At 58.6% G+C, this 16,840-nt stretch carries 18 protein-coding genes and 1 pseudogene; 12 read left to right on the top strand and 7 right to left on the bottom strand.

The annotated features are described in order from the left end of the window. Window position 1: 1 nt before the first annotated feature. The 7 genes from ACTRWK_RS15435 to ACTRWK_RS15465 are packed head-to-tail and all read left to right on the top strand — an operon-like array spanning window position 2 to window position 6,267. Window positions 2-1,108: an ABC transporter permease gene (locus tag ACTRWK_RS15435; protein WP_289081843.1), complete on the top strand. Its 1,107-nt coding sequence runs from the start codon at window positions 2-4 to the stop codon at window positions 1,106-1,108. Next, window positions 1,108-2,034 (top strand): ABC transporter permease, encoded by a 927-nt coding sequence (locus ACTRWK_RS15440; RefSeq protein WP_289081842.1) that lies wholly within the window; start codon window positions 1,108-1,110, stop codon window positions 2,032-2,034. The genes ACTRWK_RS15435 and ACTRWK_RS15440 overlap by 1 nt, the downstream gene beginning before the upstream one ends. A gap of 11 nt (window positions 2,035-2,045) precedes the next feature. Next, on the top strand, window positions 2,046-3,056 hold the full coding sequence (locus ACTRWK_RS15445; protein WP_037942163.1) for a formamidase: 1,011 nt from the start codon (window positions 2,046-2,048) through the stop codon (window positions 3,054-3,056). Then, the gene (biuH, locus tag ACTRWK_RS15450) at window positions 3,053-3,733 is read left to right on the top strand and encodes a biuret amidohydrolase (protein WP_288960931.1); all 681 of its coding nucleotides are present in this window, start codon (window positions 3,053-3,055) and stop codon (window positions 3,731-3,733) included. The genes ACTRWK_RS15445 and biuH overlap by 4 nt, the downstream gene beginning before the upstream one ends. After that, entirely contained in the window at window positions 3,730-5,265 is a 1,536-nt protein-coding gene (locus tag ACTRWK_RS15455; protein WP_289081841.1) for an ABC transporter ATP-binding protein, read from the top strand. Before biuH ends, ACTRWK_RS15455 begins: the two co-directional genes overlap by 4 nt. Then, a complete protein-coding gene (locus tag ACTRWK_RS15460) occupies window positions 5,262-5,927 on the top strand; it encodes a cysteine hydrolase family protein (protein ID WP_289081840.1) in 666 nt (221 codons plus the stop codon). The genes ACTRWK_RS15455 and ACTRWK_RS15460 overlap by 4 nt, the downstream gene beginning before the upstream one ends. Then, window positions 5,920-6,267: a cupin domain-containing protein gene (locus tag ACTRWK_RS15465; protein ID WP_037942156.1), complete on the top strand. Its 348-nt coding sequence runs from the start codon at window positions 5,920-5,922 to the stop codon at window positions 6,265-6,267. The genes ACTRWK_RS15460 and ACTRWK_RS15465 overlap by 8 nt, the downstream gene beginning before the upstream one ends. Window positions 6,268-6,509: 242 nt before the next feature. Here the strand turns inward: ACTRWK_RS15465 and ACTRWK_RS15470 are convergent, their stop codons facing one another. Then, window positions 6,510-7,301, bottom strand: coding sequence for a TRAP transporter large permease subunit (locus ACTRWK_RS15470; protein ID WP_258182283.1), 792 nt, complete (start codon window positions 7,299-7,301; stop codon window positions 6,510-6,512). On the opposite strand from ACTRWK_RS15470, the gene ACTRWK_RS15475 reads away from it, so the two are divergent. Continuing rightward, the gene (locus tag ACTRWK_RS15475; RefSeq protein WP_037942154.1) at window positions 7,284-7,610 is read left to right on the top strand and encodes a type II toxin-antitoxin system PrlF family antitoxin; all 327 of its coding nucleotides are present in this window, start codon (window positions 7,284-7,286) and stop codon (window positions 7,608-7,610) included. The genes ACTRWK_RS15470 and ACTRWK_RS15475 overlap by 18 nt on opposite strands. Then, window positions 7,607-8,121 (top strand): annotated as a pseudogene (locus ACTRWK_RS15480) (type II toxin-antitoxin system YhaV family toxin). The gene ACTRWK_RS15475 and the pseudogene ACTRWK_RS15480 overlap by 4 nt, the downstream one beginning before the upstream one ends. 309 nt (window positions 8,122-8,430) lie before the next feature. Here the strand turns inward: ACTRWK_RS15480 and ACTRWK_RS15485 are convergent. The 3 genes from ACTRWK_RS15485 to ACTRWK_RS15495 form a co-directional block, all read right to left on the bottom strand. Further along, window positions 8,431-8,817: a YybH family protein gene (locus ACTRWK_RS15485; protein ID WP_037942153.1), complete on the bottom strand. Its 387-nt coding sequence runs from the start codon at window positions 8,815-8,817 to the stop codon at window positions 8,431-8,433. Between the two features lie 25 nt (window positions 8,818-8,842). After that, window positions 8,843-9,277 (bottom strand): hypothetical protein, encoded by a 435-nt coding sequence (locus ACTRWK_RS15490; RefSeq protein ID WP_037942152.1) that lies wholly within the window; start codon window positions 9,275-9,277, stop codon window positions 8,843-8,845. A gap of 66 nt (window positions 9,278-9,343) precedes the next feature. Continuing rightward, a complete protein-coding gene (locus ACTRWK_RS15495; RefSeq protein WP_037942151.1) occupies window positions 9,344-9,730 on the bottom strand; it encodes a YybH family protein in 387 nt (128 codons plus the stop codon). A gap of 145 nt (window positions 9,731-9,875) precedes the next feature. On the opposite strand from ACTRWK_RS15495, the gene ACTRWK_RS15500 reads away from it, so the two are divergent. Further along, window positions 9,876-10,763: a LysR family transcriptional regulator gene (locus ACTRWK_RS15500; RefSeq protein ID WP_180829610.1), complete on the top strand. Its 888-nt coding sequence runs from the start codon at window positions 9,876-9,878 to the stop codon at window positions 10,761-10,763. A 6-nt stretch (window positions 10,764-10,769) separates the two neighbouring features. Here the strand turns inward: ACTRWK_RS15500 and ACTRWK_RS15505 are convergent, their stop codons facing one another. After that, entirely contained in the window at window positions 10,770-11,675 is a 906-nt protein-coding gene (locus ACTRWK_RS15505) for a LysR family transcriptional regulator (RefSeq protein ID WP_289081839.1), read from the bottom strand. Between the two features lie 108 nt (window positions 11,676-11,783). Between ACTRWK_RS15505 and ACTRWK_RS15510 the strand changes: the two genes are divergently transcribed. Further along, window positions 11,784-12,407, top strand: coding sequence for a glutathione S-transferase family protein (locus ACTRWK_RS15510; RefSeq protein WP_289081838.1), 624 nt, complete (start codon window positions 11,784-11,786; stop codon window positions 12,405-12,407). 168 nt (window positions 12,408-12,575) lie between these two features. Continuing rightward, complete coding sequence (locus ACTRWK_RS15515; protein ID WP_289081837.1) at window positions 12,576-14,546, top strand: pyridoxamine 5'-phosphate oxidase family protein; 1,971 nt, start codon at window positions 12,576-12,578, stop codon at window positions 14,544-14,546. Window positions 14,547-14,774: 228 nt separating this feature from the next. On the opposite strand, the gene ACTRWK_RS15520 is transcribed toward ACTRWK_RS15515, so the two are convergent. Together ACTRWK_RS15520 and ACTRWK_RS15525 are read right to left on the bottom strand one after the other, a co-directional pair. Further along, the gene (locus tag ACTRWK_RS15520) at window positions 14,775-15,629 is read right to left on the bottom strand and encodes an NHL repeat-containing protein (RefSeq protein ID WP_289081836.1); all 855 of its coding nucleotides are present in this window, start codon (window positions 15,627-15,629) and stop codon (window positions 14,775-14,777) included. Continuing rightward, on the bottom strand, window positions 15,626-16,831 hold the full coding sequence (locus tag ACTRWK_RS15525) for an amidase family protein (RefSeq protein WP_289081835.1): 1,206 nt from the start codon (window positions 16,829-16,831) through the stop codon (window positions 15,626-15,628). Before ACTRWK_RS15525 ends, ACTRWK_RS15520 begins: the two co-directional genes overlap by 4 nt. Window positions 16,832-16,840: the final 9 nt, after the last annotated feature.

Here is a 16,840-nt window from a genome sequence, read left to right on the forward strand (position 1 = left end):
GATGACTTTGGTTGCTCAAGCTGAAAAGCCCGCGGCCACTGCGGCGCGGTCCTTTATCGGGATCGCGCCGCGGGCCGAGGCTGTGGTAATCCCGATCTGTGCTTTGCTGGTCGGTTTCGCGTTATTTAGTGTCTTTTTGCTGATGGTCGGGAAATCCCCGGTCGCGTTTTACCAGCTGGTCTGGAAGGCGGGATTCTCGTCTGCTTTCTCGTGGCAGAACACGTTGTCGCGCGTGGCACCTCTGGTGCTGGCGGCATTGTGCGTCGCACTTCCCGCACGACTGGGGCTTGTTGTTATTGGCGGCGAAGGTGCGATCGTCCTGGGCGGGCTTGCCGCCGCCGTTGCAGGCACCGCCGTTGCCGGGATGCCCGCCGCTTTTGGCATGGTCACAATGGCGATTGCCGCGATGATCGTCGGCGGTGTCTGGATCGGTGCCGTGGGCGCGCTGCGGATCAAACGGGGCGTGAACGAAACAATCGCTTCCCTGCTGATGGCCTATGTCGCGATTGCGCTGTTGAACCACTTTGTCGAGGGGCCGTTCCGCGATCCGGCGTCGCTCAACAAACCCTCCACCGTGCCACTGACAGAGAGTTTGCGCGTCGGGGATATGCCGTTTCTGCCGTCGCATTGGGGCATTCTTGCGGGCGTGCTTGCCTGCCTCTTTGCATGGGTCTTGATTGAACGCACGACGCTGGGGTTTGCAGCGCGTATTGCGGGTGACAATGTGCGTGCCGCGCAGGTGCAAGGGTTACCCGTCGGGCGTCTGGTGATCGGTTTTACCGCACTTGGCGGTGCCTTTGCAGGGCTGGCGGGTTATTTCGAAGTGGCGGCGGTGCACGGTTCCGCCAATGCGTCGCTGATCGCGGGCTATGGCTATACCGGCATCCTGATCGCCTTTCTCGCGCGGCATAACCCGTTGGCGATCCTGCCGGTTGCGGTTCTGTTCGGCGGGTTCGAAGCCTCTAGCGGGCTGATCCAGCGGCGTATGGAGCTGCCCGATGCGACGATCCTTGTCTTTGAAGGCATCGTGTTCCTGGTGATCCTGCTGAGCGAGGCGCTGTACGGGCGGGTGCCGATCTTTACCGCTGCATATTGGGAGAAACGCTGATGGAACAGGTAGATGTCGGCCTTTGGGGCGTTCTCATCGCAATACTGGGCGGGGCCATCCGCGTCTCGACACCGTTCATATTTGTTTCGCTGGGGGAGCTGCTGACCGAACGTTCCGGTCGGTTCAACCTTGGGCTGGAAGGGACATTGGTGTTCGGCGCGATGAGCGGCTACGCCGTTGCTTACGAGACTAACAGTGCGTTTGTCGGCGTTTTGGCGGCGGCTGCGGCGGGGGCCTGCTTTGGGTTACTGCACGGGTGGATCTGCAAGTTCAAAGGGGTGAACGACATTGCTGTGGGCATCGCCATGATGCTGCTTGGCATGGGCCTCGCCTTCTTTTTTGGCAAACCCTACATCCAGCCGCAGGCACCTGATCTGCCTGCGATCAGCTTGGGCTGGTGGTCGGATATCCCGCAGCTTCGGGCGGCACTCGAGGTGAATGTGTTGTTCATCGTCGGCGGGCTGCTGGCGCTTGCCATTGCATGGATGCTGCGTACCACCCGCATGGGGCTGCGCTTGCGCGTTGTCGGGGACAGTACCGACGCGGCACGTGCCATGGGATTAAACCCCGATCGCATCCGGCTGCTGGCAACCGGCGCCGGTGGGGCAATGGCGGGCGTCGGCGGTGCCTATCTGTCGCTTTATTATCCCGGTAGCTGGACGGAAGGCATTTCTTCGGGCCAAGGCCTGATGGCCATTGCGCTGGTGATCTTTGCCCGTTGGAACCCGATCAACTGCTTTTGGGCGGCATTGCTCTTTGGCGGGGCGGGCGCACTTGGCCCGGCCTTGCAATCGGTGGGCATCACCGAAGGCTACTACCTTTTTGGTGCGGCACCCTACGCCCTGACACTGGGCCTTTTGATCCTCACCAGCGCGCCGGATCGCGCGGTACAAGGCGCACCGCTTGCGCTGACACTGACGAAATAAGGATAGAGATTATGAATGGTTTAGGTGGACTGAACAAATCTGACCAAGGTGTTGTGATTGGCATGGTTCAGTTGCAATTGCCGACTGTCGCGACCAAAGCCGAGCTGACAGCACAAACCGCCCGTGTGGTTGATCTGGTGGGCAAGGCGCGTCGCAATATGGCGACGATGGATCTCGTGGTATTCCCTGAATACATGTTGCACGGGCTGTCGATGAACACTGACCCCGAGATCATGTGTACGATGGATGGCCCCGAGGTCGCGGCGCTCAAGCAGGCCTGCGTCGACAATGACATCTGGGGCTGCTTTTCGATTATGGAGCTGAACCCCGGCGGATACCCTTACAATACGGGCCTGATTATTGACCCGCAGGGCGAGGTGCAGCTGTACTACCGCAAGATGCATCCTTGGGTCCCGGTAGAACCGTGGGAGCCGGGCAATGGGGGCATTCCGGTCTGCACCGGCCCCAAAGGGGCCAAAATCGGGCTGATCATCTGCCACGACGGGATGTTCCCTGAAATGTCCCGTGAAGCGGCGTATAAAGGGGCGGAGATCATGATCCGCACTGCGGGTTACACCGCCCCGATGCGCGAGGCGTGGCGGTTTACCAATCAATCCAACAGCTTCTGTAACCTGATGATCACCGCGAACGTGTGTATGTGCGGCTCTGACGGGACGTTCGACAGCATGGGCGAGGCAATGATCATCGACCACGAAGGCACCGTCATCGCGCATGGCAAAACCGGGCGCGTGGACGAGATCATTACCGCCGAGGTCCGCCCCGATATCGTCCGCGAGGCGCGCATTGGCTGGGGCGTGGAAAACAACCCTTATCAGTTCGGACATCGCGGATATGTTGCCGTGAAGGGTGGGGCGCAGGATTGCCCCTATACCTATATGACCGATCTCGCCAAGGGGGCGTATCGCCTGCCATGGGAGGATGAGGTCAAGGTCACTGACGGCACAAGCTGTGGCTTCCCGCTGCCCAACCGTAGATTCAACGAGCAGGAGCCGCAGACGTGACCACCGTTCAAAGCCACCCCTACGCCTGGCCCTATAACGGCGATCTGCGCCCCGAGAATACGGCGCTGGTCATTATCGATATGCAGACCGATTTCTGCGGGGTCGGCGGGTATGTCGATCACATGGGCTATGATCTGTCGCTGACCCAAGCACCGATCGCTCCAATCACGTCGCTGCTGGCGGACATGCGGGCCAAAGGCTACCACATCATCCACACCCGCGAAGGGCATCGCCCCGATATGGCGGATCTGCCCGCGAACAAGCGCTGGCGCAGTCAGCAGATTGGTGCCGGGATCGGCGACAGCGGCCCCTGCGGCAAGATCCTGATCCGTGGCGAGGCTGGGTGGGACATCATTCCGGAGCTCGCCCCGCTGGAGGGAGAGACAATCATCGATAAACCCGGCAAGGGCAGCTTCTATGCCACTGATCTGGAGCTGATCCTGCGCACAAGGCAGATCGACAATCTGATCCTCACCGGCATCACAACCGATGTCTGCGTTTCCACCACCATGAGAGAGGCGAATGATCGCGGGTTCGAATGTGTGGTCGTCGAGGATTGCTGCGGCGCAACCGACCCCGCAAACCATGCCGCGGCCATCAAGATGGTCACAATGCAAGGCGGCGTCTTTGGGGCCGTGACGACCAGCGCTGATCTGATTGCGGGGCTGCCGTCATGACAGTGCATGCGCGTACGTCTGGCGATGCCATCAGCGTCGAAGCCATCGGCATGACCATGCGCTTTGGCGATTTCACAGCGCTCGACGATGTCTCGCTCAAAATACCGGCGGGCAGCTTCCATGTGTTGTTGGGCGAAAACGGGGCCGGGAAATCGACGTTGGTGAAATGCCTCATGGGGTTTAACCGCGCAACACATGGCGAGATGATAGTGGACGGGGCTCAGGCCTTCATGACCGACCCGAAGGTCGCGCAATCGCTGGGACTGGGAATGGTCTATCAGCACTTTACCCTCGTGCCCGCGCTGACCGGTGCAGAAAACCTCGTGATCAGCCGCACCGACACCCCAAGCGTTATTGACTGGGCACAAGAACATCAGTCGCTTCGGTCCTTCATGGCGACGATGCCGTTTAACGTGCCGCTCGACCGACCGGTGAGCCAGCTTGCCGCAGGCGAAAAGCAAAAGCTCGAGATCATCAAACAGCTCTACCTTGGCAATCGATTTCTGATCTTAGACGAGCCGACATCCGTGCTGACCCCTGCCGAGGCAGATGAGGTTCTGGGCCATATCCGTGCGATGACGGACGCGGGCGCGCTGACTGTGCTCATGATCTCGCACAAGTTCCGCGAGGTGACGGCATTTGCCGATCACGTCACGATCTTGCGCCACGGTAAATACGTTGCCGGCGGCGCAGTTTCCGAGATGAGCGTGGAAGACATGAGCGCCGCCATGATGGACAAAGCGCCTGTACACAATCCGCGTGTTCGCGTTGATACGGCACGCAAGCCTGTGCTGCACCTAAACGGCATTCGGGCACAAGACCGCAGCGGGTTGAACAGCATCCAGATCGACGACGTTACCCTGCATTCCGGCGAGGTTCTGGGCATCGCTGGCATCTCGGGTAACGGCCAGATGGAGCTGATGGAAATCCTGACAGGTCAGCGTCGTCTTCAAGCCGGAGAGATACGGGCTAACGGCACCCGCTACACCGCCACACGGGCAGAGGCGCGGCAGCATAAAATCCGCTACCTGCCCGAAGAACCCCTGCGCAATGCCTGCGCCCCCAAGATGAGCGTCGCCGATAATCTTGCGTTCAAGATGTTCGATGTCAGGCGCAACGGCCGGCCTGCCTTCTGGTGCAATCGCAAAGATATGGCGCGCAATGCCGATCGGCTGATTGCCGAGTTCAACGTCAAGACAACCTCTCCCGATGCCCGTATCGCTTCGCTGTCGGGCGGGAACGTGCAGAGGGCTGTTCTGGGGCGCGAGCTGACCGGCGAGGTGAATGCGCTGATCATATCAAACCCCTGTTTCGGGCTGGATTTTGGTGCGGTCTCCGCCATTCGCGACCGCATCATCGAAGCCCGCAATAACGGCACGGCAGTGCTGCTGATCAGCGAGGACCTTGACGAGATCATGGAGCTTTCTGACCGCATATTGGTCATGTCAGAAGGGCGCATTGCCTTTGAAACCACCGCCGCCGCGGCAGATCTGACAGAGATCGGGCAGCATATGGCAGGGCATGCCGCATGACACAGATCCCCGCCCGACCTTTCGATTTTCCGCTTGCCCGTCATCAAGTTGCGCTGATCATTATCGACATGCAGTGCGATTTTGTCGAACCGGGTGGCTTTGGTGCAAGCCTCGGCAACGATGTCCGCCCGCTGCAGGCAATCGTGCCCACGGTTGCGCGGCTGCTTGCAGGCTTTCGCACCGCAGGCCTGCCGATCTTCCACACGCGCGAAGCACACCGCCCCGATCTGTCCGATTGCCCACCCGCCAAACGTCTCCGCGGTGCGCCTGCGCTACGTATTGGGGACCCCGGTCCAATGGGCCGTGTGTTGATCGCAGGCGCGCCCGGTTGCGAGATCATCCCCGCGCTGACCCCGCTGCCCGATGAACCCGTCATCGACAAACCCGGCAAAGGTGCCTTCTACGCCACAGACCTCGGCGATCAGCTTGCCGAACGGGGGATCACTCAGCTTGTCTGCGCAGGTGTCACGACCGAGGTTTGCGTACAAACCACGATGCGCGAGGCCAATGATCGCGGGTTTGAATGCCTTTTGGCGACCGATGCCACCGAAAGCTATTTCCCAAGTTTCAAAGCTGCCGCGATAGAAATGATCGTCGCCCAAGGGGGTATCGTCGGCTGGGCAACCGATACGGATACAATTCTAGGAGCGATCAATGGCTGAGGGTCTGCCATCACCAAACGTGTTTCGGGGGCTCGTGCCCGACGGTTGGCAAAACATGACGTTCGAGCCCTTCCGCGACGGGGTCGAGATTTGCCACCTTGGCCGCGGTGGTCCGGACGTCGCCTTGCTGCGCTACGCCCCCGGTGCCTCTGTTCCCCGTCATCGCCATCAAGGGCTGGAGGTGATCATCGTCCTGTCCGGCAGCCAAAGTGATGACCATGGGCGGTATCGCGCCGGGGATGTCGTGCTGAACCCGAAAGGAAGCGAACATGAGGTCTGGTCCGAGGATGGATGTACCGTCCTGATCCAATGGGAACGCCCGGTGACGTTTGTCGACTGAGCGACAAACCTTATCCAGATCGCCATGCTGAGCGCGGAACTGTTGCTTTTGCAAAGTTGTCGGGTCAATTTTCATACGTGTCTTGGATTTAAATTTGGCCGTAAGCCGTGCCGTCGAAAAGCCGAGGGATTAGCGACAAATGCCTCCGGGTTCGTAAGTGGACCCATTCGTTCGGACAGATGTACGCCCAGTTTAACGTGTATCTGTCTAAGCCAGCAGCACCCACACTAAATTGGTCAAAATTAGAGGCCTGAGAATACAACTATCAGCCCGGCCGCGCAGAGCGCGATCGTCTGTATGGGTCGGCGCGCTCCGATCAGACCGGATGAGAGTAACGTCAGCCCCAAGGCCACGCGCGCCGCCGCCAAGAGAGCGGCCAGTGGAGCGTCCGAGAGCCGCAGCATGTCGGGGTTGGCGACCATGCCCAACGGAATGATATAAAGCCCAATGCCAAGTGCCATTGCGGTCAGCGCGACCTTCAACCAGTTCTCGCCGATCATCCCCGCTGCAATGAACACCGCCCCGCAGACGGGGGGCGTAATCGTCCACAAGAGCGCGAACCAGAAGACAAACAGATGTGCCTGAAGCGGCGAGAGACCCAGGCCAATAAGCGCAGGTCCGGCGACCGAGACACAAATCACATAGGCCGCTGTGGTCGGCACCTCCATCCCCAGGATCAGGCAGGCCAGCGCCGTCAGCAGCAGGGATGGCCACAAAAGGCCGCCTGACCCTTCAAGAATGAGCGAAGTGATTTTCACGCCAAGCCCGGTGATCGACAGCACGCCGATGATGATGGACGCGCAAAGGAGGATCGACGCGTCCCGCAGCGCAGGGCGATCGACCGCGGCGGCAAGGCGTTTGGGATAGCCAAGCTTCGTCATCGCGGGCAGGGTGAGCGCGCCGGTGGAGGCGACATTCGCCGAGGCCGACATGGAGCCGAACAGGGCTGACGACAACACCGAAACCTTGGCGGCACCGCCCTTCAGCCGACCCCCCCTTCTTTTAAGGAGACTGCCATGACAGCGCTCGCACAAGATGTCTCGAAACTCACGGATCGGTATCAGACGACCGTGCCGGCCGGTGTGCGCAAACAGCTCAAGCTGGGGAAAGGCGACCAGATTCGCTACTGCACCGAGCCGAGTGGCAGGGTCTATATCGAGCGCGTCCGCAGCGACGAGGACTATCCCGTGCTCGGAGCCTTTCTCGATTATGTCGAGGCCGATATCAAGGCGCATCCGGACCGTATTCGGGCGTTCGATGGGGCCTTGCATGGCCGTCTTGCAGCACTGGTCGGAGACGTTGACGTCAATCTCGATGCGCCGCTATCGCTCGAGGATGAATGACCGGCGATAGCGCGCCCGCCCAAGCGCCCCTTGTCGTAAACGGATGGTCCATTTATGCGCATCCGCTCTTTCTGGACCAGCTCGAAGGGCTGACCCTGGCGGTCGAGGCGCGGAAGTCACGCGATCCAAAGACCTGGCGCAAGAAAAACTCGACGAAACGGCTGGCCGCCATCTTCAAGCTGCTCACCGAGGCCCTACCGGCAGATCCGGGTGCCGCCGCCTTGCGGCAAGGCGGCACACCCGGCGATCCCCGCAAGCACTGGTTCCCGCGAAATACTTCCAGCAGTATCGATTGTTCTACCGCTTCAACAGCGATGCGAAGGTCATCGTGGTGGCTTGGGTGAACGAAGGCAAGACCCTGCGCGCTTATGGTAGCAAGACGGATGCCTATGCGACGTTCAAAGGGATGTTGGAAGATGGCAATCCACCTGACGATTTCGACGTGCTCTTGAAAGAAGCGGGGGCGGACAAGTGGTTCGAAACGTCTCTTGAAGCGGCACCAGATCGGTAAGTGGGGTCGAATGCCGGAGAGGGCAGAATCCCCCGCTAAGGCTGCCAGTAAGGGGGGCGTTCTGCCTTTTAATCTCCCGTCACCCTTGAGCCGAGTGAAATAGGCGACATTGGTGCGTCATTTGGCTGGTACGACGAGATTCTCAGAAGTCCCAGCGTATCCGTACACCTGCCGTTCGCTGCATCGTGTACGAACTGGTAACGTGCGGACCTCACTTTGACCTTTGCCCGTATCCCCATCTGTTTTGCAATCCCACCCAACGATCACGAGAGCGTCCAGTAGCCTTGGACGCTCAAAATGCTCATACAATCACGTGAGGCTTGGAGGGCCGTTAGGGCAGTCGATCAGATAGCCCCAACCGCCGTTTGCCAGCTTTTTGGCGACTTCGGTGGATTGACCTTCGGCCATCACCGTGCCGTCCGGCGCAATCACGCTCCAATTTGCGCGCAGCATGGCGATATCGCCATTAATGACCTCGCTGAACACCTCGCTTTTGACCTGAGGCCGGATGTCCAAGAACCCCTCAAAGGCCTTGCGCGCACCGTCCAACCCCGTCAAGGGCGGCTGGTCGGGTGGAAAGAAGATCTGGCAATCAGGATGGAACATCGAGATGATCCCATACAGATCACCCTCTTGCAGATAGGCGCTGACGCAATCCGCGATTTCGCGGGGCTGGTGGGCGATACGTTGTGTCATGTCATTGCTTTCGGATTAGGGTTGACTAGAAGTCGTAGGAGCCAGCTTCACGTAGATCATCACGAAGCCATGTTTCTTGAATGTGCAGCCAGGTCACCGGATCGGTGATTTTCATCAGTACGCTGGACAGACGCGCGTTGTTCTTTTCGGCTGAATTCGCGGCACCTGTCTGCCACTCGGTATATGTTGCCATCACCAGATCACCGAATTCATGCCGGATGGTGACGTCACGGATTTGGGCGCGGAAGCCCTTGTTTGCGCCATATCCGCGGTCGAATCCGCCTTTGAGCATGTCGCCCGTCATGATGCGTCCTACGGGCGGGATGAAGACCACATTCTCATCCAAACGCGACAGGAACCGTGGCTCCAGTTGGTCGCGCTCTACGGTTCCGTTGAACCACTCGGTAAAGAAGTCGTGCAAATCGACGATTTCCTTTGTGACAATCTGCAGTGTGGTCATCTCGAACTCCTTGGTCTTTCCTGAAATGTAGGAAGGCCGCGCCAGAACAGGCGCGGCAGTAACGGCCTAGGCCGGGCCGTTATTGTCCATGTCGAGGAACATCTTCCACGCGCCGGTTTTGTCGCGCTTATAGCCAAGCACCAAGCGGCCCTCGGGCGTCTTGACCTCGCCTGTGTCGCGCATCTTCATCGTTCCGTAGAAACGGCCCGATACGATGACAGTGTCGCCGTATTCCTGTAGGTCTTCGATATCATAACCAGAGGTGATTTCTGCGGCGGCGATACGCGGGTTGTACTTGTCGCGGATCGCTTGCGTGCCTGTTGTGACAGGCTGGCGTTCGTTCACCGTCATCACATCAGGATGACATGACGCCACCATCCGTTCGATGTCACCATTGTCGAGGCCAGTGTTCCACTCAGCGATGGCGGCTTGGATTTCTTCAAGTACTGTCATTGTCTTGCTCCTTGGTCTGTTGATTGAAGGCCCGGTCATCGACCTGATCTTTGCGTTTTCATTTCCATGTTGCTGAGAATGTAGGCGGCTGGTATCGTAAGGATAACCCCACTTTAACCTGACACAGTGATCGGAAAAGCGAACAATGACCCGTAGCAGCTTTGGTGACATTCGTGTTTTTGTCGAAGTCGCGCGCCGCGGGGGCTTCCGTGCAGCGGCCGAGCACCTTCAGCAAGCCCCCGCCTCGGTGAGCGAGGCCATCCAACGGTTCGAGGACCGTCTGGGTGTGCGTCTTTTTGAACGGTCATCACGCTCCGTTGTGCTGACACGCGCAGGCGAACAGCTCTATGATAAAAGCCTGCCCGCCATTGTGGATCTGGAAGGTGCGCTGGATGACATCCATGCGCAGAAGGACGAGGTCGCAGGCACCTTGAGGCTTTCGGCTCCCTACAGCGCTGGCCCCTTCTTTCTGGATGATCTGGTCGCACGTTTCGCGACTGCATTTCCGACGGTCGATGTTGAAGTTATCTATGATGACAAAAAGGTCGATCTTTTGACGTCAGGCATCGACGCCGCGATCCGTTCAAACACGATGCTTGGACCAGATACACATGCTGTCGCTGTTGGACCAGAGCTGGAAATGACCATCGTCGGTTCGGCCGAGTACCTTGCGGGGAAGGGGACGCCTGCGCATCCGCGGGATATCCTGAAGCACGATGCAATCTGCTATGCCTTTGGCTCGGGCGCTCATCTGGCCCCGTGGGGGTTCGACGGGCCGGAGGGCATGTACACGATGCAGCCGAAACCGCGCATGGTGGCGAACGATATGCGGTCGCTTCTGACCTATGCACAGCAAGGGCTTGGTCTTGCGTATCTGTACAGGGAAATAGCCCTGCCTCATCTGGAAAAAGGCGGCCTGACCGAAGTTCTAAGCGGCCATGTGGGGCAGCTTCCGCGCTATTCCTTGAATTACCGCAGCAAGCGGAACATGACGCGCCGGCTCAGAGCTTTCGTCGATATGGCAAAGGCGTAGCGCAAGTCAGGTCTTGGCGCTATCGGAACAAAGCTCCGGATCATCCGCGAGATGGTCAATAAGCGCCCGCACCCGCGTTGTAAGGCGCCTGTTCTGCGGGAAGAGCGCAGCAACGGCATAGGGCGAAACCCGATGCTCGGCGAAAAGCTCCACCAGATCACCGGATCTGAAGGCATCCGCTACCGTGTAGGCGGGGCAACGGGCAATTGCAGCGCCTGTTGCGGCAAGCCGGGCTGCAGCTGCGGGCGCGTTCATGCGGAAACGCCCGCGGACCGGAACAGCCTCTTCCTGACCATTGATATCAAACCTCCAGATGGTCGGCTCGGTCATGTTCCCGTCAAGAATACACTCATGCGTGGCCAGCGCCCGCGGATGGACCGGCGTTCCGGTGCGTTCCAGATAGGCGGGCGACGCACACACGACCAACGGCATCGGGCCCAGTTGCCGTACTTTGAGCGAGCTGTCGCGCATCGGGCCAATCCTGATGGCGAGGTCAAAGCCCTCCTCAATGATCGACACGCGCCGGTCAGAGAATTGCAAATTAAGGTCCACATTGGGGTGTTTCGCCCCGAATCTTGCCAGCGACGGCGTCAGCCGCAAAGCTCCGAATCCGGTGGGGGCCGAAATGTGTATTACACCACGTAGCGACGTCTGATCGTGTCTGACCCTCTCCTCCAACTCGTCAAAGCCATCAAGAAGCGGCTCACATAGCGCAAGATATGTCGCACCAGCGTCTGTCAAAGAGACACTCCGCGTGGTGCGATTAAGCAACTGCACCCCAAGCGCGTTTTCCAAGTCAGCGACATATTTGCTGACCAATCGGGCAGATCGCCCCATACGCTGCGCGGCAATCGTGAAAGAGGCGTTCTTGGCGACAAGCGCAAAGGCCCGCATCCGGTCGATTTTATCCATCTCATTGCGCCTTATCAGGGCTTAAATATACGCCAATTTAGACAATTATCGCCGGAATACGCAACTGGTAGGGCTTGCACATATCTTGAAAAATGACTGGAGACATCGATGTCAAACGCCGTTCGCATTCACCACTTCGCAAAATCAGGTCACGCTCACCGCGCCTTGGTGTTTGCGAAGCTCGCAGGGATCGCACATGAGGAAGTTCCCGTAGATCTGGCAGGTGGTGCGCATAAGTCGTCTGAGTTTCTGGCCATGAACCCGAACGGGCAGGTCCCGGTCTTGCAAGATGGGGATGTAACCGTATCGGACTCCAACGCAATCCTCGTCTACCTCGCACGGACATATGCGCCGGACTGGATGCCAAGCACTCCGATCGATGAGGCCAATGTTCAACGCTGGCTGACACTTGCGGCAGGCGAAGTTGCCTTTGGGTCCTGTGCCGCACGACTGATCACCGTTTTCGGCGCGCCCTTGGACGTAGAATTCGCCGATGCAACAGCGACCAAGGCAATGCAAAAACTGGAACATGGGCTGGAAGGTCGCGATTGGTTGGTTGGCGATCGCCCGACAATCGCCGATGTGGCGAATTATTCCTATACCGCCCATGCGCCCGAGGGGAACGTCTCGCTTGACCCCTACCCGAATGTCCGCGCATGGCTCGCCCGTTTCGAAGCCCTGCCCGGGTTTCAGGCCATGCCAGCAACCGCTGTTGGCCTTGCGGCTGAATAGGGGGGGCCATGACATCCGAAGCCCCACGCCATCCGGGTCTAAGCGATCTGGGGCTATAGCGCTGACGCCGTAACACCAATAACCGCTGACGCCTTTCAGTCCTAAAGAAAGGCGTCAGCGCAAACACCGCAACAGGACCGCTTTTCAGACGAACGATTGGAATACGAAATGGCCCAGTTTCATAAATCGCACAAAGGCGAGCTGCGGCTTCAGGAGCGGCGCAATACGCCCAAGGAATTGATCTTATCCATTCCCCAGTACATCGCCCCTGACATGCCAAAGCAGCACGCGGATTTCTTTGCTGAACTGCCTTATTTGCCGCTCGCAACACTGGATCACGACGGGCGGCCTTGGGTGAGCCTTCTGGTTACACGTTCGGAGAGTGACCCGTCGATAGACATCAAAATTTCCGATCAAAACACAATGGAGGTTGTTGCCGAAAGCAACCCATACGATCCCTTCGCGCGGGCATTGATACAGAATCCAATCTCTGGCCATGCACAGAAACTCTTTGCCGGCGTAGGGGTCGATTTCAGCAATCGCCGGCGCAACAAAATCGCCGGGCAAATTAGTGCGGCATCTGTTGAAAAGAGCGGAAAGATTAGCCTGCACTTGGCGTCCGACCAACATCTGGGAAACTGTCCCAAATATATTACCGTGCGTGAGTTGGCGTATGAAAAACGCAGTGCAGGCCTTGTGTATGAGAGGTTTGAAACCCACACCGCCGCTTTGCCGGATGCCGCCAAAGCCGTTGTGGACCAAGCCAGCACGGTGTTTTTGGCGACAAAGCACACTGCAGATGAGGCCAGTTCTGGCCTCAAGACCGACATGGGCGTCAATCACCGCGGCGGCGCACCGGGTTTTACCCGCATCTACGAAGACGCCAATGGTGACGACATCACGACGTATCTGGTTTTGCCCGACCATTCTGGCAATCGCTTCTATCAATCTTTGGGAAATATCGAGACGGACCCACAAGTCGGACTCGTTTTTCCAGATTTCACGACAGGCAGTGTCCTTTACATTACGGGGGATGCCGAAAACTTGCTTGATGACGATGCAGAAGCACTTATTCCACGCGTGAGCCTGCTCACGCGTATCAAAGTGACAGGTGCCGTCTTTGTCAAAGACGGTCTAAACCTCAAGTTAACATCTCAAGAGCAGTTCTCGCCGTATAACCCGCCGGTCAAGCTCCTGCGTCGGGAAATGCAAGAAATGGGGCATGTACTGGTTGCTCACGAAACTGAAACCCCCATCACAGCCACACTCGCATCGACAGAAACGCTTTCTGAGAGCATCAAGACTTTCAATTTCGAACTGTCACAGCCTGTCAGTACGCCATTGCCCGGCGGGTTCGGTGTCTTCGACTTCTCAAACCTTTTGGACTCGGGATACAGTCATATGAACGAAGCCAATCCGCAGCTGGTCAACGAAGACTACGTGCGAACTTGGACGATTTCAAATACGCCCGTTTTCGACGCTGACAGCAACGAGTTTGCTGCCACCAATCAGGTGAGCGTCACCGTCAAAAGGAAACCGGGCGGCTTGATGTCCAATGTTCTTCACGCCAACGCTTACAAACTTATCGAACAAAGGCTGCCGGTTGAGTTCAAAGGTTCTGGTGCAGGCTTTACGTGCTTTACGCCGGGTACTCAGAATGCTCCTCCAAGTGTTTCATCCAAGATGCTCTGGATCGCGGGCGGTGTCGGCATTACACCATTTATGGCGATGTGGGACGGTATCCTCCAACTGGCGAACGCTCACCCGCAAACAACGACTGACATCGTCCTCCTATTTTCTGGTCGTGGTGATGACATCAAAGTTCTGAAGCATTTTGTCCGGCAAATTGGTCCTGGCCCCGCCAATGTGAAACTGCGCATTGTGGCGTTTCAAAGCATCGGCGATGATTCACTGGTCGCAAAATCTGCACGGGAGGATCTGTGTCTGACATTTTCTGAGGATGCGCTGCAGATCAAAGAACGTCGCGCGCAGGTTGAAGATATCCAATCCATCCCCGCACTCGACAAGCGAGAGGTCTATATGTGCGGACCCGATGCGTTCATGAGGTGGAGCGAAGCAACCCTCAGCACACTAAACGTCGAAGACGGGCGACGTCATCGCGAGTCCTTCATCTTCTGAGTACAAGATTCATAAAGCCGACGACGATTTTGCCCGCAGTCACTGAACTTTGAACCAAATTTTTGCGGCGCTATGTACGCACGGCTGGTCTATCCACCGCGCGGCAGCACTAGATTTTACACCGACGCAGCATTTCCCATGCTGCATGCGCGCCGAGCGACACCGTGCGCAGCTCACCGCGAAATCTTAGATACTTTAGTCAACTGTCGTTTGCATTCCAGTGGCACGTCAGAATGTATCCACGTCGGGCACCGGGATCAGCAAGGTGACACGGTCCGGGTTCATTTCTGCGATGATGATGGTCCCATCGCGCTGAACAGCCAATCCATGACCAAAGGTTGAAAAGGTGCGACAGCGACCGACCAACTCACCACTCGGAGTATAAGCGGACAGACGCGGGGTCTGATCACTGACCAGCAATAGGCCATCAGGCGTTAGCGCCAGCGCCATCGGCTTGTACAATCCCTCAATCTGACCCAGCCAAGTGCCATCCCCATCAAAAAGCTGAACGCGGTTGTTCTCACGGTCCGCTACACAGAGCCTGCCTTGGCCGTCGAACAACAGGCTGTGCGGGGTCGAGAACGCGCCCGGTTCAGTACCGGGGTGTCCAAAGGTCTTGAGGTGGCGCAGTTCCGGGTCAAAGATGTGAACCGCGCTATTCCCGTATCCGTCAGCGACATAATAGCGGCCGTCGGGACCTTGGGTGCAATCGCAGGGATGGTTGAAGGGGCGCCCCAAGCCCGGCCGCTCCGCGCAGTCCATCCGGGTGATCTCGTGCATCGTTTCATCGAGTAGCACGATCTTGTGGCCATCCATGTCCGTGGCGGCCAATTGGTTCGCAGAGGTGGCGCGCAGCCCGTGGCCGCATACGAACTGCGGCAGATCGGTGCTTTCGCCACTCATTGCACCGTTGGGCCCGACTATGACCAGCTCAGGCGCTTGCCGCCTGAGAACAACGATCCTGTCGCCCAAGACCGCGACATCGGAAAGGCCCGACAGCATTGGATCGCTGACATGGCGCATGCGGTAGCGTTGCGTGCCCAAGGCCACATAGGCGCAAGGTCGTTTCGTCGTCTCGCTCACAATGCGCCCTGCAATGTTTCGGCCATGGTGATGAGCATCGCATCCCGGCCTGCCGGAGCGGTCAACATTAGCCCCGTGCCGGGGTCGTCGGTGATGGGTATGCTGACCGAACAGCCGTCGATCACATTCGCAAGGCTGGTGTTGCGCAGCGCCAGCAGGTTGATCCGGTCATAGGTCGCGTCGTCGTTCAGATCATCCAGCTTCGGCGGCATGATGGCGACGCTTGGCAAGGCCACGGGCGTGTCGCCAAAGAGCCGGTCTGCCCGTGCGATCAGTGCTTCCCGCGCGGCTATCGTGCGGGCGAATTCGATGCCGGTGACGCCGTCCGCCCGGGCCATACGCGAGGCGACGCGCGGATCAAGCTCGGCACGTGTCTGGTCAAAATAGGCCCCGTGGTGGGCGCGGGACTCGACTGCCGAGAATTGCCAAACGGGTAGGGCGCGGTAGTCCTCGAAAAAATCGAGGGTCTGTCGTCGTACGCTGACGCCAGATGCCCGAAGCACCTCGAGCGCGGCTTCAAAGGCGTCGATGACTTCGGCATCCAACCCGTCCATGCCGAAGTTCTCTGGCACGATGACTGCACGCGGTGCAGAGGACGCGGGAAGCGGTCGGTCTCGTAGCACGTTCAACACCGGCCGCAGCAGGCCAACGTCTCGGGTTAGCACCCCGACACTATCCAGCGAATGCGACAGCGGCACCGCCCCCTCGCGAGAGATCGTTTGCGCTGTCGCTTTGAACCCGAATAACCCGCAAAAGGCCGCTGGAATACGTGCGGAGCCGCCGGTGTCTGTCCCAAGCGCGATGTCAGCCACACCTCGCGCCACGGCAGAGGCACCGCCCGAGGTCGATCCACCCGCGATACAGCCTTCTTTCAACGGGGTGAGGGGGGGGCCGTAATGTGGGTTCAGGCCAAGACCGGAATAGGCGAATTCCGTCATATTTGCGTGACCAACGAGGCCCGCACCTGCACCGCGCAGCCGCGCGACCGCCACAGCGTCCTTGATGGCGGGTGACGCGTCTTTACGGACCAGCGATCCCGCACGGGTGACTTGGCCCCGCACGTCGAACAGGTCTTTGACTGCTACGTTCAGCCCTGATAGCGGCCCTTCGCCTTCGACCGGATCATCGAAGGTGCGGGTGAAATCGGGCGAGGTTGCGCGCGCGCGGGCCGCGTCGAGGAGAGATTGAGGGGTCTGTGTCATCAAATCAGC

This window comes from Sulfitobacter sp. G5_S2_6_S6 (genome assembly GCF_054968505.1).

Excerpts from the sequence above, each read along its gene's own strand:
- ACTRWK_RS15475 (WP_037942154.1), top strand. The coding sequence starts at position 7,284 with ATGACAGCGCTCGCACAAGATGTCTCGAAACTCACGGATCGGTATCAG.
- ACTRWK_RS15460 (WP_289081840.1), top strand. The coding sequence starts at position 5,262 with ATGACACAGATCCCCGCCCGACCTTTCGATTTTCCGCTTGCCCGTCAT.
- ACTRWK_RS15485 (WP_037942153.1), bottom strand. The coding sequence starts at position 8,817 with ATGACACAACGTATCGCCCACCAGCCCCGCGAAATCGCGGATTGCGTC.
- ACTRWK_RS15445 (WP_037942163.1), top strand. The coding sequence starts at position 2,046 with ATGAATGGTTTAGGTGGACTGAACAAATCTGACCAAGGTGTTGTGATT.
- ACTRWK_RS15455 (WP_289081841.1), top strand. The coding sequence starts at position 3,730 with ATGACAGTGCATGCGCGTACGTCTGGCGATGCCATCAGCGTCGAAGCC.
- ACTRWK_RS15525 (WP_289081835.1), bottom strand. The coding sequence starts at position 16,831 with ATGACACAGACCCCTCAATCTCTCCTCGACGCGGCCCGCGCGCGCGCA.
- ACTRWK_RS15505 (WP_289081839.1), bottom strand. The coding sequence starts at position 11,675 with ATGGATAAAATCGACCGGATGCGGGCCTTTGCGCTTGTCGCCAAGAAC.
- ACTRWK_RS15465 (WP_037942156.1), top strand. The coding sequence starts at position 5,920 with ATGGCTGAGGGTCTGCCATCACCAAACGTGTTTCGGGGGCTCGTGCCC.
- ACTRWK_RS15500 (WP_180829610.1), top strand. The coding sequence starts at position 9,876 with ATGACCCGTAGCAGCTTTGGTGACATTCGTGTTTTTGTCGAAGTCGCG.
- ACTRWK_RS15495 (WP_037942151.1), bottom strand. The coding sequence starts at position 9,730 with ATGACAGTACTTGAAGAAATCCAAGCCGCCATCGCTGAGTGGAACACT.
- ACTRWK_RS15440 (WP_289081842.1), top strand. The coding sequence starts at position 1,108 with ATGGAACAGGTAGATGTCGGCCTTTGGGGCGTTCTCATCGCAATACTG.
- ACTRWK_RS15435 (WP_289081843.1), top strand. The coding sequence starts at position 2 with ATGACTTTGGTTGCTCAAGCTGAAAAGCCCGCGGCCACTGCGGCGCGG.
- ACTRWK_RS15490 (WP_037942152.1), bottom strand. The coding sequence starts at position 9,277 with ATGACCACACTGCAGATTGTCACAAAGGAAATCGTCGATTTGCACGAC.
- ACTRWK_RS15510 (WP_289081838.1), top strand. The coding sequence starts at position 11,784 with ATGTCAAACGCCGTTCGCATTCACCACTTCGCAAAATCAGGTCACGCT.
- ACTRWK_RS15515 (WP_289081837.1), top strand. The coding sequence starts at position 12,576 with ATGGCCCAGTTTCATAAATCGCACAAAGGCGAGCTGCGGCTTCAGGAG.